Annotated in this window: 13 protein-coding genes; 7 read left to right on the top strand and 6 right to left on the bottom strand. The window is 64.0% G+C overall.

Annotation, left to right across the window (positions count from 1 at the left end; all coding sequences use genetic code 11):
- Positions 1-174: 174 nt before the first annotated feature.
- Positions 175-1,146, top strand: a complete 972-nt coding sequence (locus H9627_RS02185; protein ID WP_191732372.1) for a malate dehydrogenase — start codon at positions 175-177, stop codon at positions 1,144-1,146.
- 95 nt (positions 1,147-1,241) lie between these two features.
- Here the strand turns inward: H9627_RS02185 and H9627_RS02180 are convergent, their stop codons facing one another.
- Both H9627_RS02180 and H9627_RS02175 read right to left on the bottom strand, forming a co-directional pair.
- Entirely contained in the window at positions 1,242-2,717 is a 1,476-nt protein-coding gene (locus tag H9627_RS02180; RefSeq protein WP_191732371.1) for an Hsp70 family protein, read from the bottom strand.
- Between the two features lie 360 nt (positions 2,718-3,077).
- A complete protein-coding gene (locus H9627_RS02175) occupies positions 3,078-3,380 on the bottom strand; it encodes a hypothetical protein (protein ID WP_191732370.1) in 303 nt (100 codons plus the stop codon).
- A gap of 121 nt (positions 3,381-3,501) precedes the next feature.
- Between H9627_RS02175 and H9627_RS02170 the strand changes: the two genes are divergently transcribed.
- Genes H9627_RS02170 through H9627_RS02160 form a run of 3 tightly spaced genes read left to right on the top strand, consistent with a single transcriptional unit; the run spans position 3,502 to position 8,173 of the window.
- Positions 3,502-6,213: a valine--tRNA ligase gene (locus H9627_RS02170; RefSeq protein ID WP_191732369.1), complete on the top strand. Its 2,712-nt coding sequence runs from the start codon at positions 3,502-3,504 to the stop codon at positions 6,211-6,213.
- Complete coding sequence (folC, locus tag H9627_RS02165; RefSeq protein ID WP_318247741.1) at positions 6,213-7,733, top strand: bifunctional tetrahydrofolate synthase/dihydrofolate synthase; 1,521 nt, start codon at positions 6,213-6,215, stop codon at positions 7,731-7,733. Before H9627_RS02170 ends, folC begins: the two co-directional genes overlap by 1 nt.
- Positions 7,730-8,173, top strand: coding sequence for a DUF4233 domain-containing protein (locus tag H9627_RS02160; protein ID WP_191732368.1), 444 nt, complete (start codon positions 7,730-7,732; stop codon positions 8,171-8,173). The genes folC and H9627_RS02160 overlap by 4 nt, the downstream gene beginning before the upstream one ends.
- A 99-nt stretch (positions 8,174-8,272) precedes the next feature.
- On the opposite strand, the gene H9627_RS02155 is transcribed toward H9627_RS02160, so the two are convergent.
- On the bottom strand, positions 8,273-8,623 hold the full coding sequence (locus H9627_RS02155; RefSeq protein WP_225213357.1) for a GNAT family N-acetyltransferase: 351 nt from the start codon (positions 8,621-8,623) through the stop codon (positions 8,273-8,275).
- Positions 8,624-8,711: 88 nt separating this feature from the next.
- On the opposite strand from H9627_RS02155, the gene H9627_RS02150 reads away from it, so the two are divergent.
- Entirely contained in the window at positions 8,712-9,020 is a 309-nt protein-coding gene (locus H9627_RS02150; protein WP_225213356.1) for a hypothetical protein, read from the top strand.
- A gap of 58 nt (positions 9,021-9,078) precedes the next feature.
- On the top strand, positions 9,079-9,489 hold the full coding sequence (gene ndk, locus H9627_RS02145; RefSeq protein ID WP_006768281.1) for a nucleoside-diphosphate kinase: 411 nt from the start codon (positions 9,079-9,081) through the stop codon (positions 9,487-9,489).
- Between the two features lie 69 nt (positions 9,490-9,558).
- Here the strand turns inward: ndk and H9627_RS02140 are convergent, their stop codons facing one another.
- From H9627_RS02140 to H9627_RS02130, 3 genes are all read right to left on the bottom strand, one after another.
- On the bottom strand, positions 9,559-10,011 hold the full coding sequence (locus H9627_RS02140; protein WP_191732365.1) for a carboxymuconolactone decarboxylase family protein: 453 nt from the start codon (positions 10,009-10,011) through the stop codon (positions 9,559-9,561).
- Positions 10,012-11,055 carry a pirin family protein gene (locus H9627_RS02135; RefSeq protein WP_191732364.1) on the bottom strand — a complete coding sequence of 348 codons (1,044 nt, stop codon included), beginning with the start codon at positions 11,053-11,055 and terminating at the stop codon, positions 10,012-10,014.
- A 74-nt stretch (positions 11,056-11,129) separates the two neighbouring features.
- Positions 11,130-11,861, bottom strand: a complete 732-nt coding sequence (locus H9627_RS02130) for a hypothetical protein (RefSeq protein ID WP_191732363.1) — start codon at positions 11,859-11,861, stop codon at positions 11,130-11,132.
- A 232-nt stretch (positions 11,862-12,093) separates the two neighbouring features.
- Between H9627_RS02130 and H9627_RS02125 the strand changes: the two genes are divergently transcribed.
- A complete protein-coding gene (locus H9627_RS02125; protein WP_191732362.1) occupies positions 12,094-15,474 on the top strand; it encodes a translation initiation factor IF-2 N-terminal domain-containing protein in 3,381 nt (1,126 codons plus the stop codon).
- Positions 15,475-15,615 lie beyond the last annotated feature (141 nt).

Genomic DNA, 15,615 nt, shown 5'->3' with positions numbered 1-15,615 from the left:
GGGTTACTGCACGCCCAAACACTGGTAGGAACCTGTAACCGTCGATAGCATGGGGGGCATGGTGATTGCCCTGACCCCCAGGGGTGTGATGTTGAAGGGAATCACTGAGAACACTGAAGGTACTGACAGTACTGATAACGCCACGTTCAACCACACAAGGATTGAGGATCATTAATGAATTCCCCCAAGAAGATCACCGTGACCGGAGCCGCCGGTCAGATTGCCTACTCACTCCTCTGGAGGATCGCCAATGGTGAGGTGTACGGCGCAGACACCCCGGTTGAACTCAACCTCCTGGAGATCCCCGACGCACTCGGCGGTGCTGAGGGGGTGGCCATGGAGCTGGCCGACTCCGCCTTCCCGCTGCTGCACAACATCAATATCACCGCGGACCTGAACGAGGCCTTCGACGGCGCGAACGCCGCCTTCCTGGTCGGCGCCAAGCCACGTGGCAAGGGTGAGGAGCGCGCTGCGCTGCTGTCCAACAACGGCAAGATCTTCGGCCCCCAGGGCAAGGCCATCAACGACCACGCCGCCCAGGACATCCGGGTGCTGGTGGTGGGCAACCCGGCCAACACCAACGCGCTGATCGCCATGTCCAACGCCCCGGACGTTCCCCAGTCCCGTTTCAACGCCATGATGCGCCTCGACCACAACCGCGCGATCTCCCAGCTGGCCACCAAGACCGGCCGTCTGTCCTCGGAGTTCCAGGATGTCGTCGTGTGGGGTAACCACTCCGCGGCACAGTTCCCGGACATCACCTACGCCACCGTCGGCGGCGAGAAGGTCGCTGACCTGGTGGATCATGACTGGTACGTCAACGAGTTCATCCCGCGCGTGGCCAAGCGTGGCGCGGAGATCATCGAGGTCCGTGGCAAGTCCTCCGCCGCTTCCGCCGCGTCCTCCGCGGTTGATCACATGCGTGACTGGATCCAGGGCACCGAGACCTGGGCCTCTGCCGCAATCCCGTCCACCGGCGCCTACGGCATCCCCGAGGGCATCATCCTCGGCCTGCCGACCGTCTCCCGCAACGGCGAGTGGGAGGTCGTCGAGGGCCTGGAGATCAACGATTTCCAGCGTGCGCGCATCGACGCCAACGTCGAGGAGCTCCAGGGCGAGCGCGAGGCCGTCAAGGACCTGCTCTAAACCTTCGTGAACTGACGTAAAGCTCAACCCCACCTCTTCGGCGAAGAGGTGGGGTTGTTGCCTTCCGCGGCCGGGGTTGCTTGTCGACGCCCGACCTACTGCAGCGCCAGCGTCACCTTGGGGGTGTGCTCGACCACCACGCCACCCTGCACCGCGATGCGGATGGAGGCGATACCGTCGGAATTGACCATCACGGTCTCCTCGATCTCCGGGCCGTCGAAGCGGGTGATCTCGACTGCATCCACATCGATGATGGAGGGGTCGAAGGGAACCTTCATCTCACCCAGCAGGGAGATGTCCCCGGGGCTGCCATCCTCCTCGTTGAAGCTGTCATATTCCACGAACCGGAACCAGCCGACATTGTGCGCGGCGCGGTAGCGGCGGGTCACCGTGATGCGACCATCCGCATCCGGCTTGGTCTCCCGAGTGATCAGCGGATCGAAGCTCACGGCACGACCGTCGTCGAATTCGCGGAACACACCGATGCCACGGGAGAGTTTGTCACGCAGGTGGAAACCCGAATCCGGGTCAGCGGCGATAGCCAGTCCCACGGCGGTGGCCCCGGCGGTGAAGGGTGCGCGGTGAACCCGTCGGCCGAAGCGTTCACGCAGCACCCGCGAGATCAGTGGCAGGGAGGATGCCCCGCCGACCAGGTAGATACCGGCGATCTCGGATTCGCGGAGATCATCGGTGCCGATGAGTGGGGTCATTACCTCGATGGTCTGTTCCACCAGTGGCATCGCGGCATCGTAGAAGTCGGTGGCCGGGACAACAACATCCTCGCCCTCGACATCGATCACCAGACGACGGGACTGGGGCACAAGGGACTCCTTGGCACTGCGGGCTTCGTCGATAAGCGTCCGGCTGGGAACGCCGGGTTTACCGGCGGCCCGGAGCGCGCACTCGGCGAGGATCACATCGAAGTCATCGCCGCCGAGGTGGGAGATGCCCAGGGATCCCATGACCTCATGGGTGGTGCCGTCGACGCGGATGAGTGAAGCGTCGAAGGTGCCGCCGCCGAGGTCATAGATGACGATGCCGGAGCGCCGGGAGTTCAGGGTGCGCGCATGGCGGTGGGTGTACTCGAAGGCCGCCGCACTCGGCTCATTGATCAGGCCCGCGACCTCCGCACCGGCCTCACTGAACGCGGAGAGGGTGAGCAGCCGCTGGGCGGTGTGGGCGTTGGCGGGGATGCCAAGCACGACCTCAATGGGGGAGGAGTTATCCAGTGTGGCCTGGAAATCGCGCAGTGTGTTCACCACGGTCTCGGCGTACACGCGCAGCACGTCGCCGAGCGGGCGGGTGGCGTGCCCGAGCTGGACCGGGGTGCCCGCGGTGACGGAGTGGTCCGACATGATCCGCTTGAAGGAACGCACCAGACTGGGGTCATCGGGCCCGAGCTTCATCGCCTCCCAACCAGCGACGAGTCGATCCCCGTCCAGTGCCACCACTGAGGGGATGTATTCCTGTGCATCGCCGAGATAGTCCTCCACGGTCACAACTGGATAGTTTCCGCGGTCGACTACGGCCGCAATTGTGCGCGTCGTTCCGACGTCGATCCCAAAACGCATGAGTATGACCCTAGCAGCATTTTCAGCTCGCGCAGGGGAAAGAAAAAGATGCTTTCCGCAATTGTTGAAATGAGATGACCGTGGACTGTCCAGGATGGACGGGCATATCAGACAACTTGAAGCAGATCCCATAGCATTGCCAATATTGCCTGCACGTTCCGGCTTTCAGCGTACTGAAGCAAGATATCCGTCCCAGCGGAAGTCGCAGAAGAGAAAACAGGACATAAAACTCAGGGAGAACCCTTCCGCAGCCAGGTACGGAGAGTCGGATGAAACCCATGGCTGCTGTGCAGAGGGGCGACGCTGCGTCCAGGGTGGGTCCGGATCTTCTCCCCATCCCGGGTTATCTGGTGGGCGACCTCAACCCTGGGACAGACCACCGTGCTTCAACTGATGGTTGTGAATGCTGAACAACACCACTTCCGGCAGCGCCATGACGATGAAGAGAAGGTAGGCATAAGCACCCCACTGGTCGCTGAGCATGAGAACCGCAAAAATAGAGGAGCCATAACCCACCGCCTGAAGCAGGATGATCGGCAGGGGCCGGTCTCGGGGAGGGCAGATGAGGGGGATACGGCGGTGGGGGTTGGCCTCCACGGTTTTCCAGGCACCGATTCCCAGCGCAACCACGCCGATGGCAGAAAACAACAGGAACGGACTCATATATTGAGCCTAGGTGCTGAACACTGGACCTGCAGTGGGAATGCGCAGGCCATCCAGGGCGGCTGCCGGGGATAAATGACAGAAACACCTGCATATAGAAAGCTGCACCCCAGGGGTTATGATGGTCTGCGTGACTGACCAGAATAATGAGAACCCAAGCCAGAACCGCGCAGACAAGCTACCCAAATCCTGGGATCCGAAAGCCGTGGAGGCGGATCTCTACCGGGGTTGGGTGGATGCCGGTTATTTCACCGCCGATCCAGCTAGCGAGAAGCCTGGCTACTCCATTGTTCTACCACCGCCTAATGTGACCGGCCAGCTGCACATGGGCCATGCACTTGACCACACCCTCATGGATGCCCTGGCGCGCCGCAAGCGCATGCAGGGGTTCGAGGTGCTGTGGCTGCCGGGCATGGACCACGCGGGCATCGCCACCCAGACCAAGGTGGAGGAGATGCTCAAGGAGACCGAGGGCAAGTCCCGCTATGACTACTCCCGCGAGGAGTTCATCGAGAAGGTCTGGGAGTGGAAGAAGGAATACGGCGGCAAGATCGGTGAGCAGATGCGCGCCATCGGTGATTCCGTCGACTGGTCCCGTGAGCGTTTCACCCTGGATGAGGGCCTGTCGCGTGCGGTGCAGACCATCTTCAAGAAGCTCTATGATTCCGGCATGATCTACCAGGCCAACCGCCTGGTCAACTGGTCCCCGGTCTTGGAAACCGCCGTGTCCGACATCGAGGTCGTGTACAAGGACGTCGAGGGTGAGCTGGTCTCCATCCGTTACGGTTCGCTTAACGACGACGAGCCACACGTGGTCGTCGCCACCACCCGCGTGGAAACCATGCTCGGCGACGTCGCCGTGGCCGTCCACCCAGAGGATGAGCGTTACCGTCATCTGGTGGGCACCACCCTGCCGCATCCGTTCCGCGATGACCTCACCCTGCAGGTGGTCGCCGATGACTATGTGGATCCGGAGTTCGGTTCCGGAGCGGTGAAGATCACCCCGGCACACGACCCCAATGACTACGCCCTGGGCCTGCGCCACAACCTGGACATGCCGACCATCATGGACAAGACCGGTCGCATCAGCGACACCGGCACGCAGTTCGACGGCATGACCCGCGAGGAAGCCCGCGTCAAGGTCCGCGAGGCACTCGCGGAGCAGGGTCGCATTGTCAAGGAGGTCCGCCCCTACGTCCACTCCGTCGGCCACTCCGAGCGTTCCGGTGAGGCCATCGAGCCACGCCTGTCCCTGCAGTGGTGGGTCAAGGTCGAGGAACTGGCCAAGATGTCCGGCGACGCCGTCCGTGCAGGCGACACCACCATCCACCCGAAGTCCCTGGAGCCACGCTACTTCGACTGGGTTGATGACATGCACGACTGGTGCATCTCGCGTCAGCTGTGGTGGGGCCACCGCATCCCGATCTGGTACGGACCGGACGGCGATGTTGTCTGCGTCGGTCCCGACGAGCAGGCACCCGAGGGCTACACCCAGGACCCGGATGTCCTGGACACCTGGTTCTCCTCCGCCCTGTGGCCGTTCTCCACGATGGGTTGGCCGGACAAGACCCCGGAGCTGGACAAGTTCTATCCCACCTCCGTGCTGGTCACCGCCTATGACATCCTGTTCTTCTGGGTTGCCCGCATGATGATGTTCGGCACCTTCGCCGCGAAGGAGACCCCGGAGTTGCTCGGTGAGGGCACCGACGGCCGCCCGCAGGTCCCGTTCACCGACCTGTTCCTCCACGGCCTGGTCCGTGATGAGCACGGCCGCAAGATGTCCAAGTCGCTCGGCAACGGCATTGATCCCATGGACTGGGTGGACAACTACGGTGCGGATGCCCTGCGCTTCACCCTTGCCCGTGGCGCCAACCCCGGCGTGGACCTGCCGGTCGGTGAGGACTCCGCACAGAGTTCCCGCAACTTCGCCACCAAGCTGTTCAACGCCACCCGTTTCGCCCTGATGAACGGTGCGGTGTCCGAGGGGCTGCCCGAGCGCGCCGAGCTGACCGACGCCGACCGCTGGATCCTCGACCGCCTCGAGGAGGTCCGCGGACACGTCGATGACTACCTGGACAACTACCAGTTCGCCAAGGCCAATGAGGAGCTCTACCACTTCGCGTGGAATGAGTTCTGTGACTGGTACCTGGAGATCGCCAAGGTCCAGATCCCCCGCGAGGGTGTCACCGAGCGCGGCCGCAACACCCAGCAGGTGCTCGGCCACGTCCTGGATGCACTGCTGCGTCTGCTGCACCCGGCCATGCCGTTTGTCACCGAGGTGCTGTGGAAGGCCCTGACCGATGGCGAGTCCATCGTCACCTCCTCCTGGCCCACCCCGGCCGACACCAACGGTGGCGCCGCCGTGGATACCGAGGCCGCCCGCCGCATCGCGGACGTCGAGAAGCTCGTCACCGAGATCCGTCGTTTCCGCTCCGACCAGGGGGTCAAGCCCTCCCAGAAGGTGCCGGCCCGCCTAGACTTCGCCGCGTGTGACCTCACCGAGCTCGAGGGTGCGGTGCGTGCCCTGGTGCGCATCGAGGAACCGGCTGAAGATTTTGAGGCGTCGGCAAGCCTGGAGATCCGCCTGAGCACCGCCACCATCACCGTGGAACTGGACACCTCCGGCACGGTGGATGTGGCCGCGGAGCGCAAGCGTCTGGAGAAGGACCTCGCCACCGCCAACAAGGAACTCGAGACCACGGCCAAGAAGCTGGGCAACGAGGCCTTTTTGGCCAAGGCGCCGGACGCGGTGGTGGAGAAGATCCGCGGCCGCCAGCAGGTGGCCCGTGAAGAAGTGGAACGCATTACCAAACGACTGGAGGAACTGGGGTAGTGGCAACACAAGATGAGCGTGAATACGGCGAATTCGGCGACGTGACGCTCAATGAGGCAGGGCTGTCCCTGCCGTTGGATCTCACAGGCGACCTCGACGAGGAACGGCAGAACCCCGCACCCCTGGAGATCACCCCGGAGGAACTGGCCGAGCTGGCGATCGTTGAGGCGGAACTCGATGAGCGCTGGCAGGAAACCAAGATCGACCCCACCTTCAGGCGCATGTCCTATGTCATGGACCTGATGGGCAAGCCACAGGACACGTTCGCCGCCATCCACATTGCGGGCACCAACGGCAAGACCTCCACCACCCGCATGGTGGAGTCGCTGCTGCGTGCCTTCCACCGGCGCACCGGCCGGACGACCAGCCCGCACCTGCAGCTGATCACCGAACGCATCGCGATCGACGGCCGTCCGATCCACCCCCGTGACTTCGTGCGCATCTACAACGAGGTCAAGCCGTACCTCGAGATGGCCGACGCGCATTCCCTCTCCGAGGGTGGCCCGCGGATGAGCAAGTTCGAGACCCTGATCACCCTGGCCTATGCCGCCTTCGCGGATGCACCGGTGGATATCGGTGTCATCGAGGTCGGCCTGGGTGGTCGCTGGGATGCCACCAACGTGATCAACGCGCAGGTCGCAGTGATCACCCCGGTGGGCATGGACCACACCGACCGCCTCGGCAACACCATCGCCGAGATCGCCGGGGAGAAGGCCGGCATCATCAAGGCCCGCCCGGCCAGCGATGATGTTAACGCCCCGGAGGAGAATGTGGTCATCGTGGGCAAACAGGACCCGGAGGCCATGCGGGTCATCCTGGAGCAGGCCGCCGAAACCGGTTCCGCCGTGGCTCGCCTGGGCATGGAGTTCGGTGTGGTGGAATCCACCATCGCTGTTGGTGGCCAACAGCTGATCCTGCGCGGTCTGGGTGGTGAGTACACCGATATCTTCCTGCCGCTGTCCGGTGCCCACCAGGCCGACAACGCCGCAACCGCACTGGCCGCCGTGGAGGCGTTCTTCGGTGCCTCCGCGGACCGCCCGCTTGATATCGACACCGTCCGCCAGGGGTTCGCCCAGGTGGAGTCACCGGGTCGTCTGGAGCGTCTGCGTTCCGCCCCGACCGTGTTCATCGACGCCGCCCACAACCCGCACGGTGCCGCGGCCCTGGGTGCGGCCCTGGACCGGGACTTCGATTTCCGCCGTCTCATCGGTGTCATCGGTGTGCTGGGGGACAAGGACGCCCGTGGCATCCTGGAGAGCCTCGAGCCGTATCTGCATGAGGTGGTGTGCACCCAGACCACCTCGGATCGTGCATTGGATGCCTATGAGCTGGCCGAGTACGCCCGCGAGATCTACGGTGATGAACGTGTGCATGTTGCTGACACCCTGCCGGGTGCGGTGGAACTGGCGATCGAACTGGCCGAGGACACCGATGTCCAGTCCGGTTCCGGAGTGGTGATCACCGGATCCATCGTCACCGCCGGTGATGCCCGCACCCTGTTCGGAAAGGAACCTGCATGAGCCCCCGCGATGAGCACCGGGACCGTGGCAAGACTGTAGAGTACGGACCCCTCGGCCCGGGCCATGAACCGGCGAAGGATCCCATGAAGGGCATCCGCGGGGTGATGGCCGGCACCCTGGTCATGGAGTCCATCACCATCGCGCTGGTGCTCACCGTGATCCTGCGTGTGGATGGTGGCGCCTACTGGACCACCTTCAACTGGGTGTACGTCACCGCCGTGGCGGTGGCCATGTTCGTGGCGGCGTTCCTCCAGCGGTTCAGCTGGTCGATCCCCCTGAACATCGCCCTCCAGGTGTTCGCCCTGGCCGGTGTGTTCATCCACTATTCCATGGGTATCGTGGCCTTCATCTTCATCCTGGTGTGGGCGTATCTGCTCTACCTGCGCAAGAACATGATCGAGCGCATGCGCCGCGGTCTGCTGCCGACGCAGCACACCTAGAACGCTGCTTTGCTGCTGCTTGACTGCTGCTTGTCGACGAACAACCCCGGCGCCCCACTTCGGTGCGCCGGGGTTGTGTCATTACTGTTAGCGCCGTGGTTAGCGCTGCATCTCCTTGACGAAGGCCTCGTCCTCCGGGGTGCCGGCGCGGTAGCCACCGTCGTAGCCGTTCTTTTCCACATATCCGCTGACGAACGGGCACACACCGACCACGACCTGGCCGGTGGGGAAGGTGTCCTCGATGGCCTCACGGATGAGGATGGACGCCAGGCCCCGTCCGCCGTAGTCCTCGTCCACCTTGGTGTGGTAGAAGATGCGGTCATTGTCATTGATCACGTAGTCGGCGAAACCGACCACCTCGTCGCTGTCGGCGTAGGTGATCTCGTAGCGGCTGTCCGCCTCGTTCCTCTTGACCCGGACCTCGTTGTCCTGCTTATCAACCAGAGTCATATTCTTGTCCTCCTTTAGTGATGTGATGGGTCCCACTGTATGGAAAAGTTTCCCGGCCCGCCGTAACGTGCTGGGTATGAAAAACCCCATGACCAATCTGGCTTTCTCGGTGGCGGCACTGTTCTGCGTGGTCGCGTTGATCACCAGGTTCGCAGGGTCCCCGGTGATCGTGCCGATCCTGTCCATCATCGTCGCGGCCATCGCCCTGGTGGTGGGCATGCGCACCCGCGCCGCCGGGCTGACCGTGGACCAGCCGGTGGTGTTCACCGCGGACCAGGTGAAAAAGATCCAGGAATTAAAGAGCCAGGGGCAAGAGGGTTCAGCCATCCGTCAGGCACAGCTGTGGAGCAGGGGAGCATCCGCGGAGGCCGTCGCCGAGGCTGTTCGTAAGCTCTAGATCACATTCGGTGACCTCGTTGCGACAGGACCGGGGTCGTTCTGTAGACTCTGCGAGCATGACTGAACGTACTCTCATCCTCATCAAGCCAGACGGCGTCACCAACGGCCACGTCGGCGAAATCATCGCACGCATCGAGCGCAAGGGCCTCAAGCTTGCCGCGCTTGACCTCCGCGTCGCTGACCGCGAGACCGCAGAGAAGCACTACGAGGAGCACGCTGACAAGCCGTTCTTCGGTGAGCTCGTCGAGTTCATCACCTCCGCACCGCTGATCGCCGGCATCGTCGAGGGCGAGCGCGCCATCGACGCATGGCGCCAGCTCGCCGGTGGCACCGACCCAGTGTCCAAGGCCACCCCGGGCACCATCCGCGGCGACTTCGCCCTGACCGTCGGCGAGAACGTCGTCCACGGTTCCGACTCCCCGGAGTCCGCTGAGCGCGAGATCTCCATCTGGTTCCCGAACCTCTAGGAATCAACGTCAAAGGCACCCACCGACCGGTGGGTGCCTTTTTTGCTTGTCGACGCAGGTTACCGCAGGCTACAGCAGCGGGTGGCCACTGGCGATCGAGATCCTGTTATAGGCGTTGATCATGATGATCGCCCACTCCAGGGCGGCGACCTGCTCCTCGGCGAACATGCTGCACGCGGTCCGCGCGGCCAGGTGGCCCTCATGGCGGTCCAGCACGGTGAGCGATTCCGCGAGCTGCAGAGCGGCCCGTTCCTCGGCGGTGTAATCCTCGACCATGCGCCAGGCCGGCAGGGCGTCGATCTTCTTCTCCGGGACACCGGCGCGCCGGGCCGCGGGAACGTGGATGCTCAGGCAGGTGCCGCAGCCGTTGATCTGGGAGACCCGGACACTGACCAGTTCGATCAGGGATTCCGGCAGGTCCACCTCGGGGTAGATCTTACGCAGGGTCTTGTTGACCTCGTTGAGCTGTTTATAGGGTTCGGGGAAGAACTTGTCGATGTAGGGTCCACGGACGGTACGCATTTAATCAATCCTCAAATCTGGTCGTGCGGTTGGTTCTGGATTCACCCTCGGCTTGATCACCGAGTTCGGCAGCTTTGGTGCCGGTAGCCGGTACAGGCCGTCGGGGTCATGGCCGATATAACCACGGGTCACGCCGAAGCGTTCGTCATGGGCCTCCCACTGCTCGCGGAACTTCTCGATCTCCGCATGGTCGCGTCCGATGAAGTTCCACCACATGACGATGTCCTCGGTGAAGGGTTCACCACCGATGAGGATCAGCAGCGCCTGAGTGTCACCGGTGTTGCGGAGGCGCAAGGTGGTCTCCCCGGTGCCGGTGTAGGCGAGTTCACGGGGTGCGACGGTGACGCCCTCGAGCTGGATGTCACCGGAATCCACCAGCAGACCGTGCTCATGGTCCGGGTTGACCTCAAGGGTCATGGTCTCGCCGGGGTTGACGCGCAGCTCGGCGGCCACCAGCGGGGTGAAGGTGGACACCGGGGAGGACTGACCCAGCAGCTCGCCCAGGAAGACGCGTGCGCGCCCGCCCTCCACGCTGATCTGCTCAGGCTCATAGTGGTCGAAGCGGCGTGGGCCGTTGCGGTCTTTATCCGGCAGGACGGTCCACAGTTGCACGCCGTGCAGGGTGGTGACCGGGGTGGCGGAGACCTCCGAGTGGCAGATGCCGGCACCGGCGGTCATGAGGTTGACCTCGCCTGGGACCACCACCGCGTGGTTGTCACCGGAATCGTGGTGGGTGACCTCGCCCTCGAAGAGCCAGGTGACGGTCTGCAGCCCGGTGTGGGGATGGGGAGGTACATCCATGCCGCCGGTGACCGAGACATCATCCGGGCCGTAGTGGTCCACGAAGCAGAAGGCCCCGATGAGGCTGCGCTGACGCTGGGGGAGGGTGCGGTAGACGGTCATGGCACGTGGTCCACCGAGCGGTACCTCACGGGCGGTGATGATCTCGACGTCGGCACCGCCCTCGCACTGCGGATTCATCGGCGTGCCGGGCTGATCACTGGGTAGGTCGTACTCAGGGGGATTGGGGTCAAGATTCGACATGGGTGTAGCTCCTGGGCTCACGGGCTGATGTGTGACACCAGTATAAACACCAAACTTGTTGATGTATCTACAAACTACCGTCCCTGGTGGAGTTCCCGCAGCAGGACCACGCCCTTCTCGGTGAGTTCCACGTAGACCTTCGCCGGATCCCCACCCGACATGATGGCAGACCGGCTGATGATGCCCCGCTGGTCCAGGGGTCGGGCGGTGGCATGGACCTGTTCCACGCTCCAGTCCAGGACCCTGGCGAGCTGACGGGCCATCACCCGTGTGCCATCGATGGCACCGTGGGCGAGCAGGCCCCTGGCCAGTGTCCGCGCCCCCGGTTGATCGAGGGCCTCCAGATCGGAGGTGGTCACCTCATCGAGGGAGGCATTCTCGACGATCTGCTGGATGAGCTCCCTCTTCCTCCGGTGGGGCAGCATGGCCTGCCGTGAGAATCCGTAGGTGACAGCAGATCCGAAAGCCACACCGTAGATCATGGTGGACCACTCAGGGGGAAGGCCGAGGAGGGAATCGCCCCCGAGGATGTCGATGGCCATCACGGTGGCTGGGGCGGCCACAGAAACCAGGGCACGGCGTTTATCCCCCTCGGTGGTGTGGATCTTCCACCCGTCGACATCCCGGGTGGTGTTCCCCGGCGGAAAGGGGAGGAAGGCGGCCAGGGCGCCGAGTATGAACAGTGGCACAGCCACCCACGGTTCAACATCCAGGAAGATCCTGCCGCTGCCCAACAGGACCGCCATGGGGATGAATTTCCAGAAATCGGGTGGTCCCGCCCCCGCACGCCGTTCAATTTCACCCATGGCCGGGATTGTACGTGGCGGGATACAAGCCTCAACCCGCGAATGTGGAACAATGGTTCACAGGGTTGTTAGAGAACCGCCCGAATATTTTTGAAAACCTGCACATAGACGTCGAGGATCGCGCCACCACCTGTGCGGCGGCGGCAGTGGAAGACCGGTTGGATGACCGGGTCACCTGCCAGCGCCCGGGTTCAGCGAGTGCGATCAAATGATAAGAAAATAGGAGTCCGCCTTGGCAAAGAAGAAGGCATCCGCAACTGCACATGACACGGACGTGTCCCCCTCGGCCGTGCTGGCCGCGGATTTTGACCGTTCGCAGTTGGGGGAGAAGACCCGTGTTCACCAGCTGGCCAAACAGCTCGGCCTGACCTCCAAGGACCTGGTGGTGGCACTGGATTCCATCGGTCTGGTCAAGGTCGCCCAGTCGACCCTGAGCCGTGAGGAGGCCACCCGTCTCCTCGATCTGCTGGCCAAGCCGGTGGAGGAGGCCCCGGCCGAGGTCGTCCCGGATGTGGAACCGGTGGAGAAGATCCGTCGCCGCGTGGAGAAGAACGTGGCCAATGAGATCCAGCAGATCGAGGAGAAGGTCGAACGCGAACTCGCCGACGCGGTGGAGGACACCTCGGAGGACTCTCCAGAGGACACCCCGGAACAGACCACTCCTGACACCGACGCTGTGGACCCATCCGAGGACGAGGAAATCCGTCGCCGCGTGGAGAAGAACGTGGCCAACGAGATCCAGCAGATCGAGGAGAAGGTCGAACGCGAACTCGCCGACGCGGTAGCCCAGGCTCAGGATGAACAGCACTCAGACGAGCCGGTTGATCTGGTGGCCGCAGCCCAGGCCGAGGCCTACGCGGAACTGCTGGAGGACATCATCCCCGAGATCACCCCACCGCCGGCGGAAGCACCGGTGTATGCACCGATCTTCGTCGCACCCGCGATGATCCCCACCGAGGACCTCAATGACACCGATGATCCGGATGCGCAGGAACGCGTGGCCCGCAAGCGCCGTGGCCGTCGTGGTACCGGACGTGGCAAGGGTACCGGGCCGGCATCGGGTTCCGATGCTGAGGCTGTTCAGCATGATGTGGAGGATGAGGCGTCGACAAGCACCGTTGACACGCCGGACACCGAGGTGGTCGACGAGCCCGTGGGCATCAAGGGCTCGACCCGCCTGGAGGCGCAGCGCCGCCGCCGCACCGAGATGCGCGAGGAGGGCCGCAACAAGAAACGCCACGTGGTGAGCACCCGCGAGTTCATCGAACGCCGTGAATCCACGGAACGCCGCATGATTGTGCGCGAACGCCAGCGCACCGACGGCACCGGTCTGGTCACCCAGGTCGGCGTGCTGGAGGATGACCTGCTGGTGGAGCAGTTCGTCACCTCCGATTCGCAGTCGTCGATGGTGGGCAACATCTACCTGGGACGCGTGCAGAACGTGCTGCCGAGCATGGAGGCCGCCTTCATTGATATCGGTAAGGGCCGCAACGGCGTGCTCTACGCCGGTGAGGTGGACTGGAAGGCCGCCGGTCTGGGAGGACGCGGAAGGCGCATCGAACAGGCCCTGAAATCCGGTCAGAAGGTCCTGGTCCAGGTGTCCAAGGACCCCGTCGGACACAAGGGTGCCCGCCTGACCACCCAGATCTCCCTGGCCGGCCGCTACCTGGTCTACGTGCCGGGCGGTCGCAGTGCCGGTATTTCCCGCAAGCTGCCCGGACCGGAGCGCAAGCGTCTGAAGGAGATCCTCGGCCGCGTCGTGCCACCGCAGGGCGGCACCATCATCCGCACCGCCGCGGAGGGCGTCTCGGAGGAGAACATCGCCGCCGACGTCAACCGCCTGCACACCCTGTGGGAGCAGATCCAGGAACGCACCAAGCAGGAGAAGAAGTCCCGCAACACCCGCCCGGTGACCATGTATGAGGAACCGGACATGCTGGTCAAGGTCATCCGTGACCTGTTCAATGAGGATTTCACCTCCCTGATCGTCGACGGCGACCGCGCCTGGAACACCGTGCGCGCCTATATCCAGTCCGTGGCACCGGACCTGGTCAGCCGCGTCGAGCACTTCGACCGCGCCGACTACAACGGCAAGGATGCGTTCGAGGCCTTCGGTCTCAACACCCAGCTGGAGGAGGCGATGTCGCGGAAGGTGAACCTGCCGTCGGGTGGTTCGCTGGTCATCGACAAGACCGAGGCCATGACCGTCATCGATGTCAACACCGGCCGGTACACCGGCAAGGGTGTGGGCAACCTCGAGGAGACCGTCACCCTCAACAACATTGAGGCCGCCGAGGAGATCGTCCGCCAGATGCGTCTGCGCGACATCGGCGGCATGATCGTCGTCGACTTCATCGACATGGTCCTGCCCGAGAACCGTGACCTGGTGCTGCGCCGCCTCACTGAGGCACTGGAAAACGACCGCACCCGCCACCAGGTCTCCGAGGTGACCTCGCTCGGCCTGGTGCAGATGACCCGCAAGCGCATCGGTGCCGGACTGCTGGAGACCTTCTCCTCCGAATGTGAGCACTGCGCCGGCCGCGGCCTGGTGATCCACGAGGACCCGGTGGACAGGGTGGAGGAGCGCGTGGAGGCCAAGGCCGAGGAACGTTCCCGCCGCCACAAGAACCAGCAGGAGGATTCCCGCCCGCAGGAACCTGTCCGGGATCCGGCGCAGCACCCGATGGTGGTGGCCATGCAGGACCTCGTCGATGATGAGGACCATGACCTGGACAAGGAATTCGAGGACCTCGCCGCATCGGTGATCATCACCGATGATGCCGAGGACACCGAACCCGAGATCACCGCCGATGAAGTCGTCTCCACCGTGGAGCCGGAGGAGGGGCCACGACGTCGTGCGCGCAGGCGCCGGGGCCGTCAGCAGGAGACCCCGGCCGAAACCACCGCCGACGACATCGCCGCGATCGCCGCCGCAGCCGTGGACATCGCCAATGCCGAGGATCCGGACGAGCCCTCGGGATCCGACTACGTGTCGGAGGCTGCGTCGGAAGGCTCCTCCTACGAGCAGGCACTCGCCGAATTCGAGGCCAACCCACGCCGTCGCCGCGCCACCCGGGGCAACTCCCGGTCCGACCACGCGCCGAAGCCGGAGGACTTCAAGTCTGAACCGGCCCGTCGTGAGGTTGAGCCGATCCCGGTGGAGGAGGTCGAGGCAGCCGAGGAGAAGCCACGCCGCCGCGACCGTGGTCGTGGACGCAGCCAGCGCCCCGCACCGGTCGTTGAGACCACCGTGGAAGCCGCCGTCGAGGAGGCCCCGGAGGAGTCACCCCGTCGTAACCGTCCGAGCGAGGTCGCAGCCAGCGCCCCATCGCGCCCGGGACGTGGGCGACGCCGCGCGGTGCGCCGGTCGAGCGGTCACATCGAGACGCTTGACGACGCAACCCCCACCCCCATCACACCGGCCCCAGCCGAGAAGGCAGGGGACGGGGAGCGGGAGGCGTCGCCAAGCGAGGGCCGTCGACGTCGCCGTCGCGCGGTCCGGGTGTCGGGTGAGGCACTCTCCCAGCCAAATGCAGAGAAGCAGCCCGAACCCGCCGCACCCACCAGCGGCGGGCGCCGACGCAGGGGAACCCGTAAACCCCAGCGCGGTTAGTGACTGGGATAGGGTATAGGCGCGGTTTGTATTTGAGCCGCGTTTAGCGGTAGTCTTGGACAGTCGCTGTTTTAGGCTATGACCGTAATGCCCATTAGCCCATTTCACGGCGAATGAGTGCGTGATATGGGCTCTTAGTTG

Source organism: Corynebacterium gallinarum, from assembly GCF_014837045.1.
Lineage (GTDB): Bacteria > Actinomycetota > Actinomycetes > Mycobacteriales > Mycobacteriaceae > Corynebacterium > Corynebacterium gallinarum.
Note: the sequence above shows the minus strand (reverse complement) of the source record. Positions and strands in the feature narration are given on the sequence as shown.

Bases quoted from the DNA above. Each gene is read 5' to 3' on its own strand.
- H9627_RS02185 (WP_191732372.1), top strand. From the start codon at position 175: ATGAATTCCCCCAAGAAGATCACCGTGACCGGAGCCGCCGGTCAGATT.
- H9627_RS02180 (WP_191732371.1), bottom strand. From the start codon at position 2,717: ATGCGTTTTGGGATCGACGTCGGAACGACGCGCACAATTGCGGCCGTA.
- H9627_RS02175 (WP_191732370.1), bottom strand. From the start codon at position 3,380: ATGAGTCCGTTCCTGTTGTTTTCTGCCATCGGCGTGGTTGCGCTGGGA.
- H9627_RS02170 (WP_191732369.1), top strand. From the start codon at position 3,502: ATGGTCTGCGTGACTGACCAGAATAATGAGAACCCAAGCCAGAACCGC.
- H9627_RS02160 (WP_191732368.1), top strand. From the start codon at position 7,730: ATGAGCCCCCGCGATGAGCACCGGGACCGTGGCAAGACTGTAGAGTAC.
- H9627_RS02155 (WP_225213357.1), bottom strand. From the start codon at position 8,623: ATGACTCTGGTTGATAAGCAGGACAACGAGGTCCGGGTCAAGAGGAAC.
- H9627_RS02150 (WP_225213356.1), top strand. From the start codon at position 8,712: ATGACCAATCTGGCTTTCTCGGTGGCGGCACTGTTCTGCGTGGTCGCG.
- ndk (WP_006768281.1), top strand. From the start codon at position 9,079: ATGACTGAACGTACTCTCATCCTCATCAAGCCAGACGGCGTCACCAAC.
- H9627_RS02140 (WP_191732365.1), bottom strand. From the start codon at position 10,011: ATGCGTACCGTCCGTGGACCCTACATCGACAAGTTCTTCCCCGAACCC.
- H9627_RS02135 (WP_191732364.1), bottom strand. From the start codon at position 11,055: ATGTCGAATCTTGACCCCAATCCCCCTGAGTACGACCTACCCAGTGAT.
- H9627_RS02130 (WP_191732363.1), bottom strand. From the start codon at position 11,861: ATGGGTGAAATTGAACGGCGTGCGGGGGCGGGACCACCCGATTTCTGG.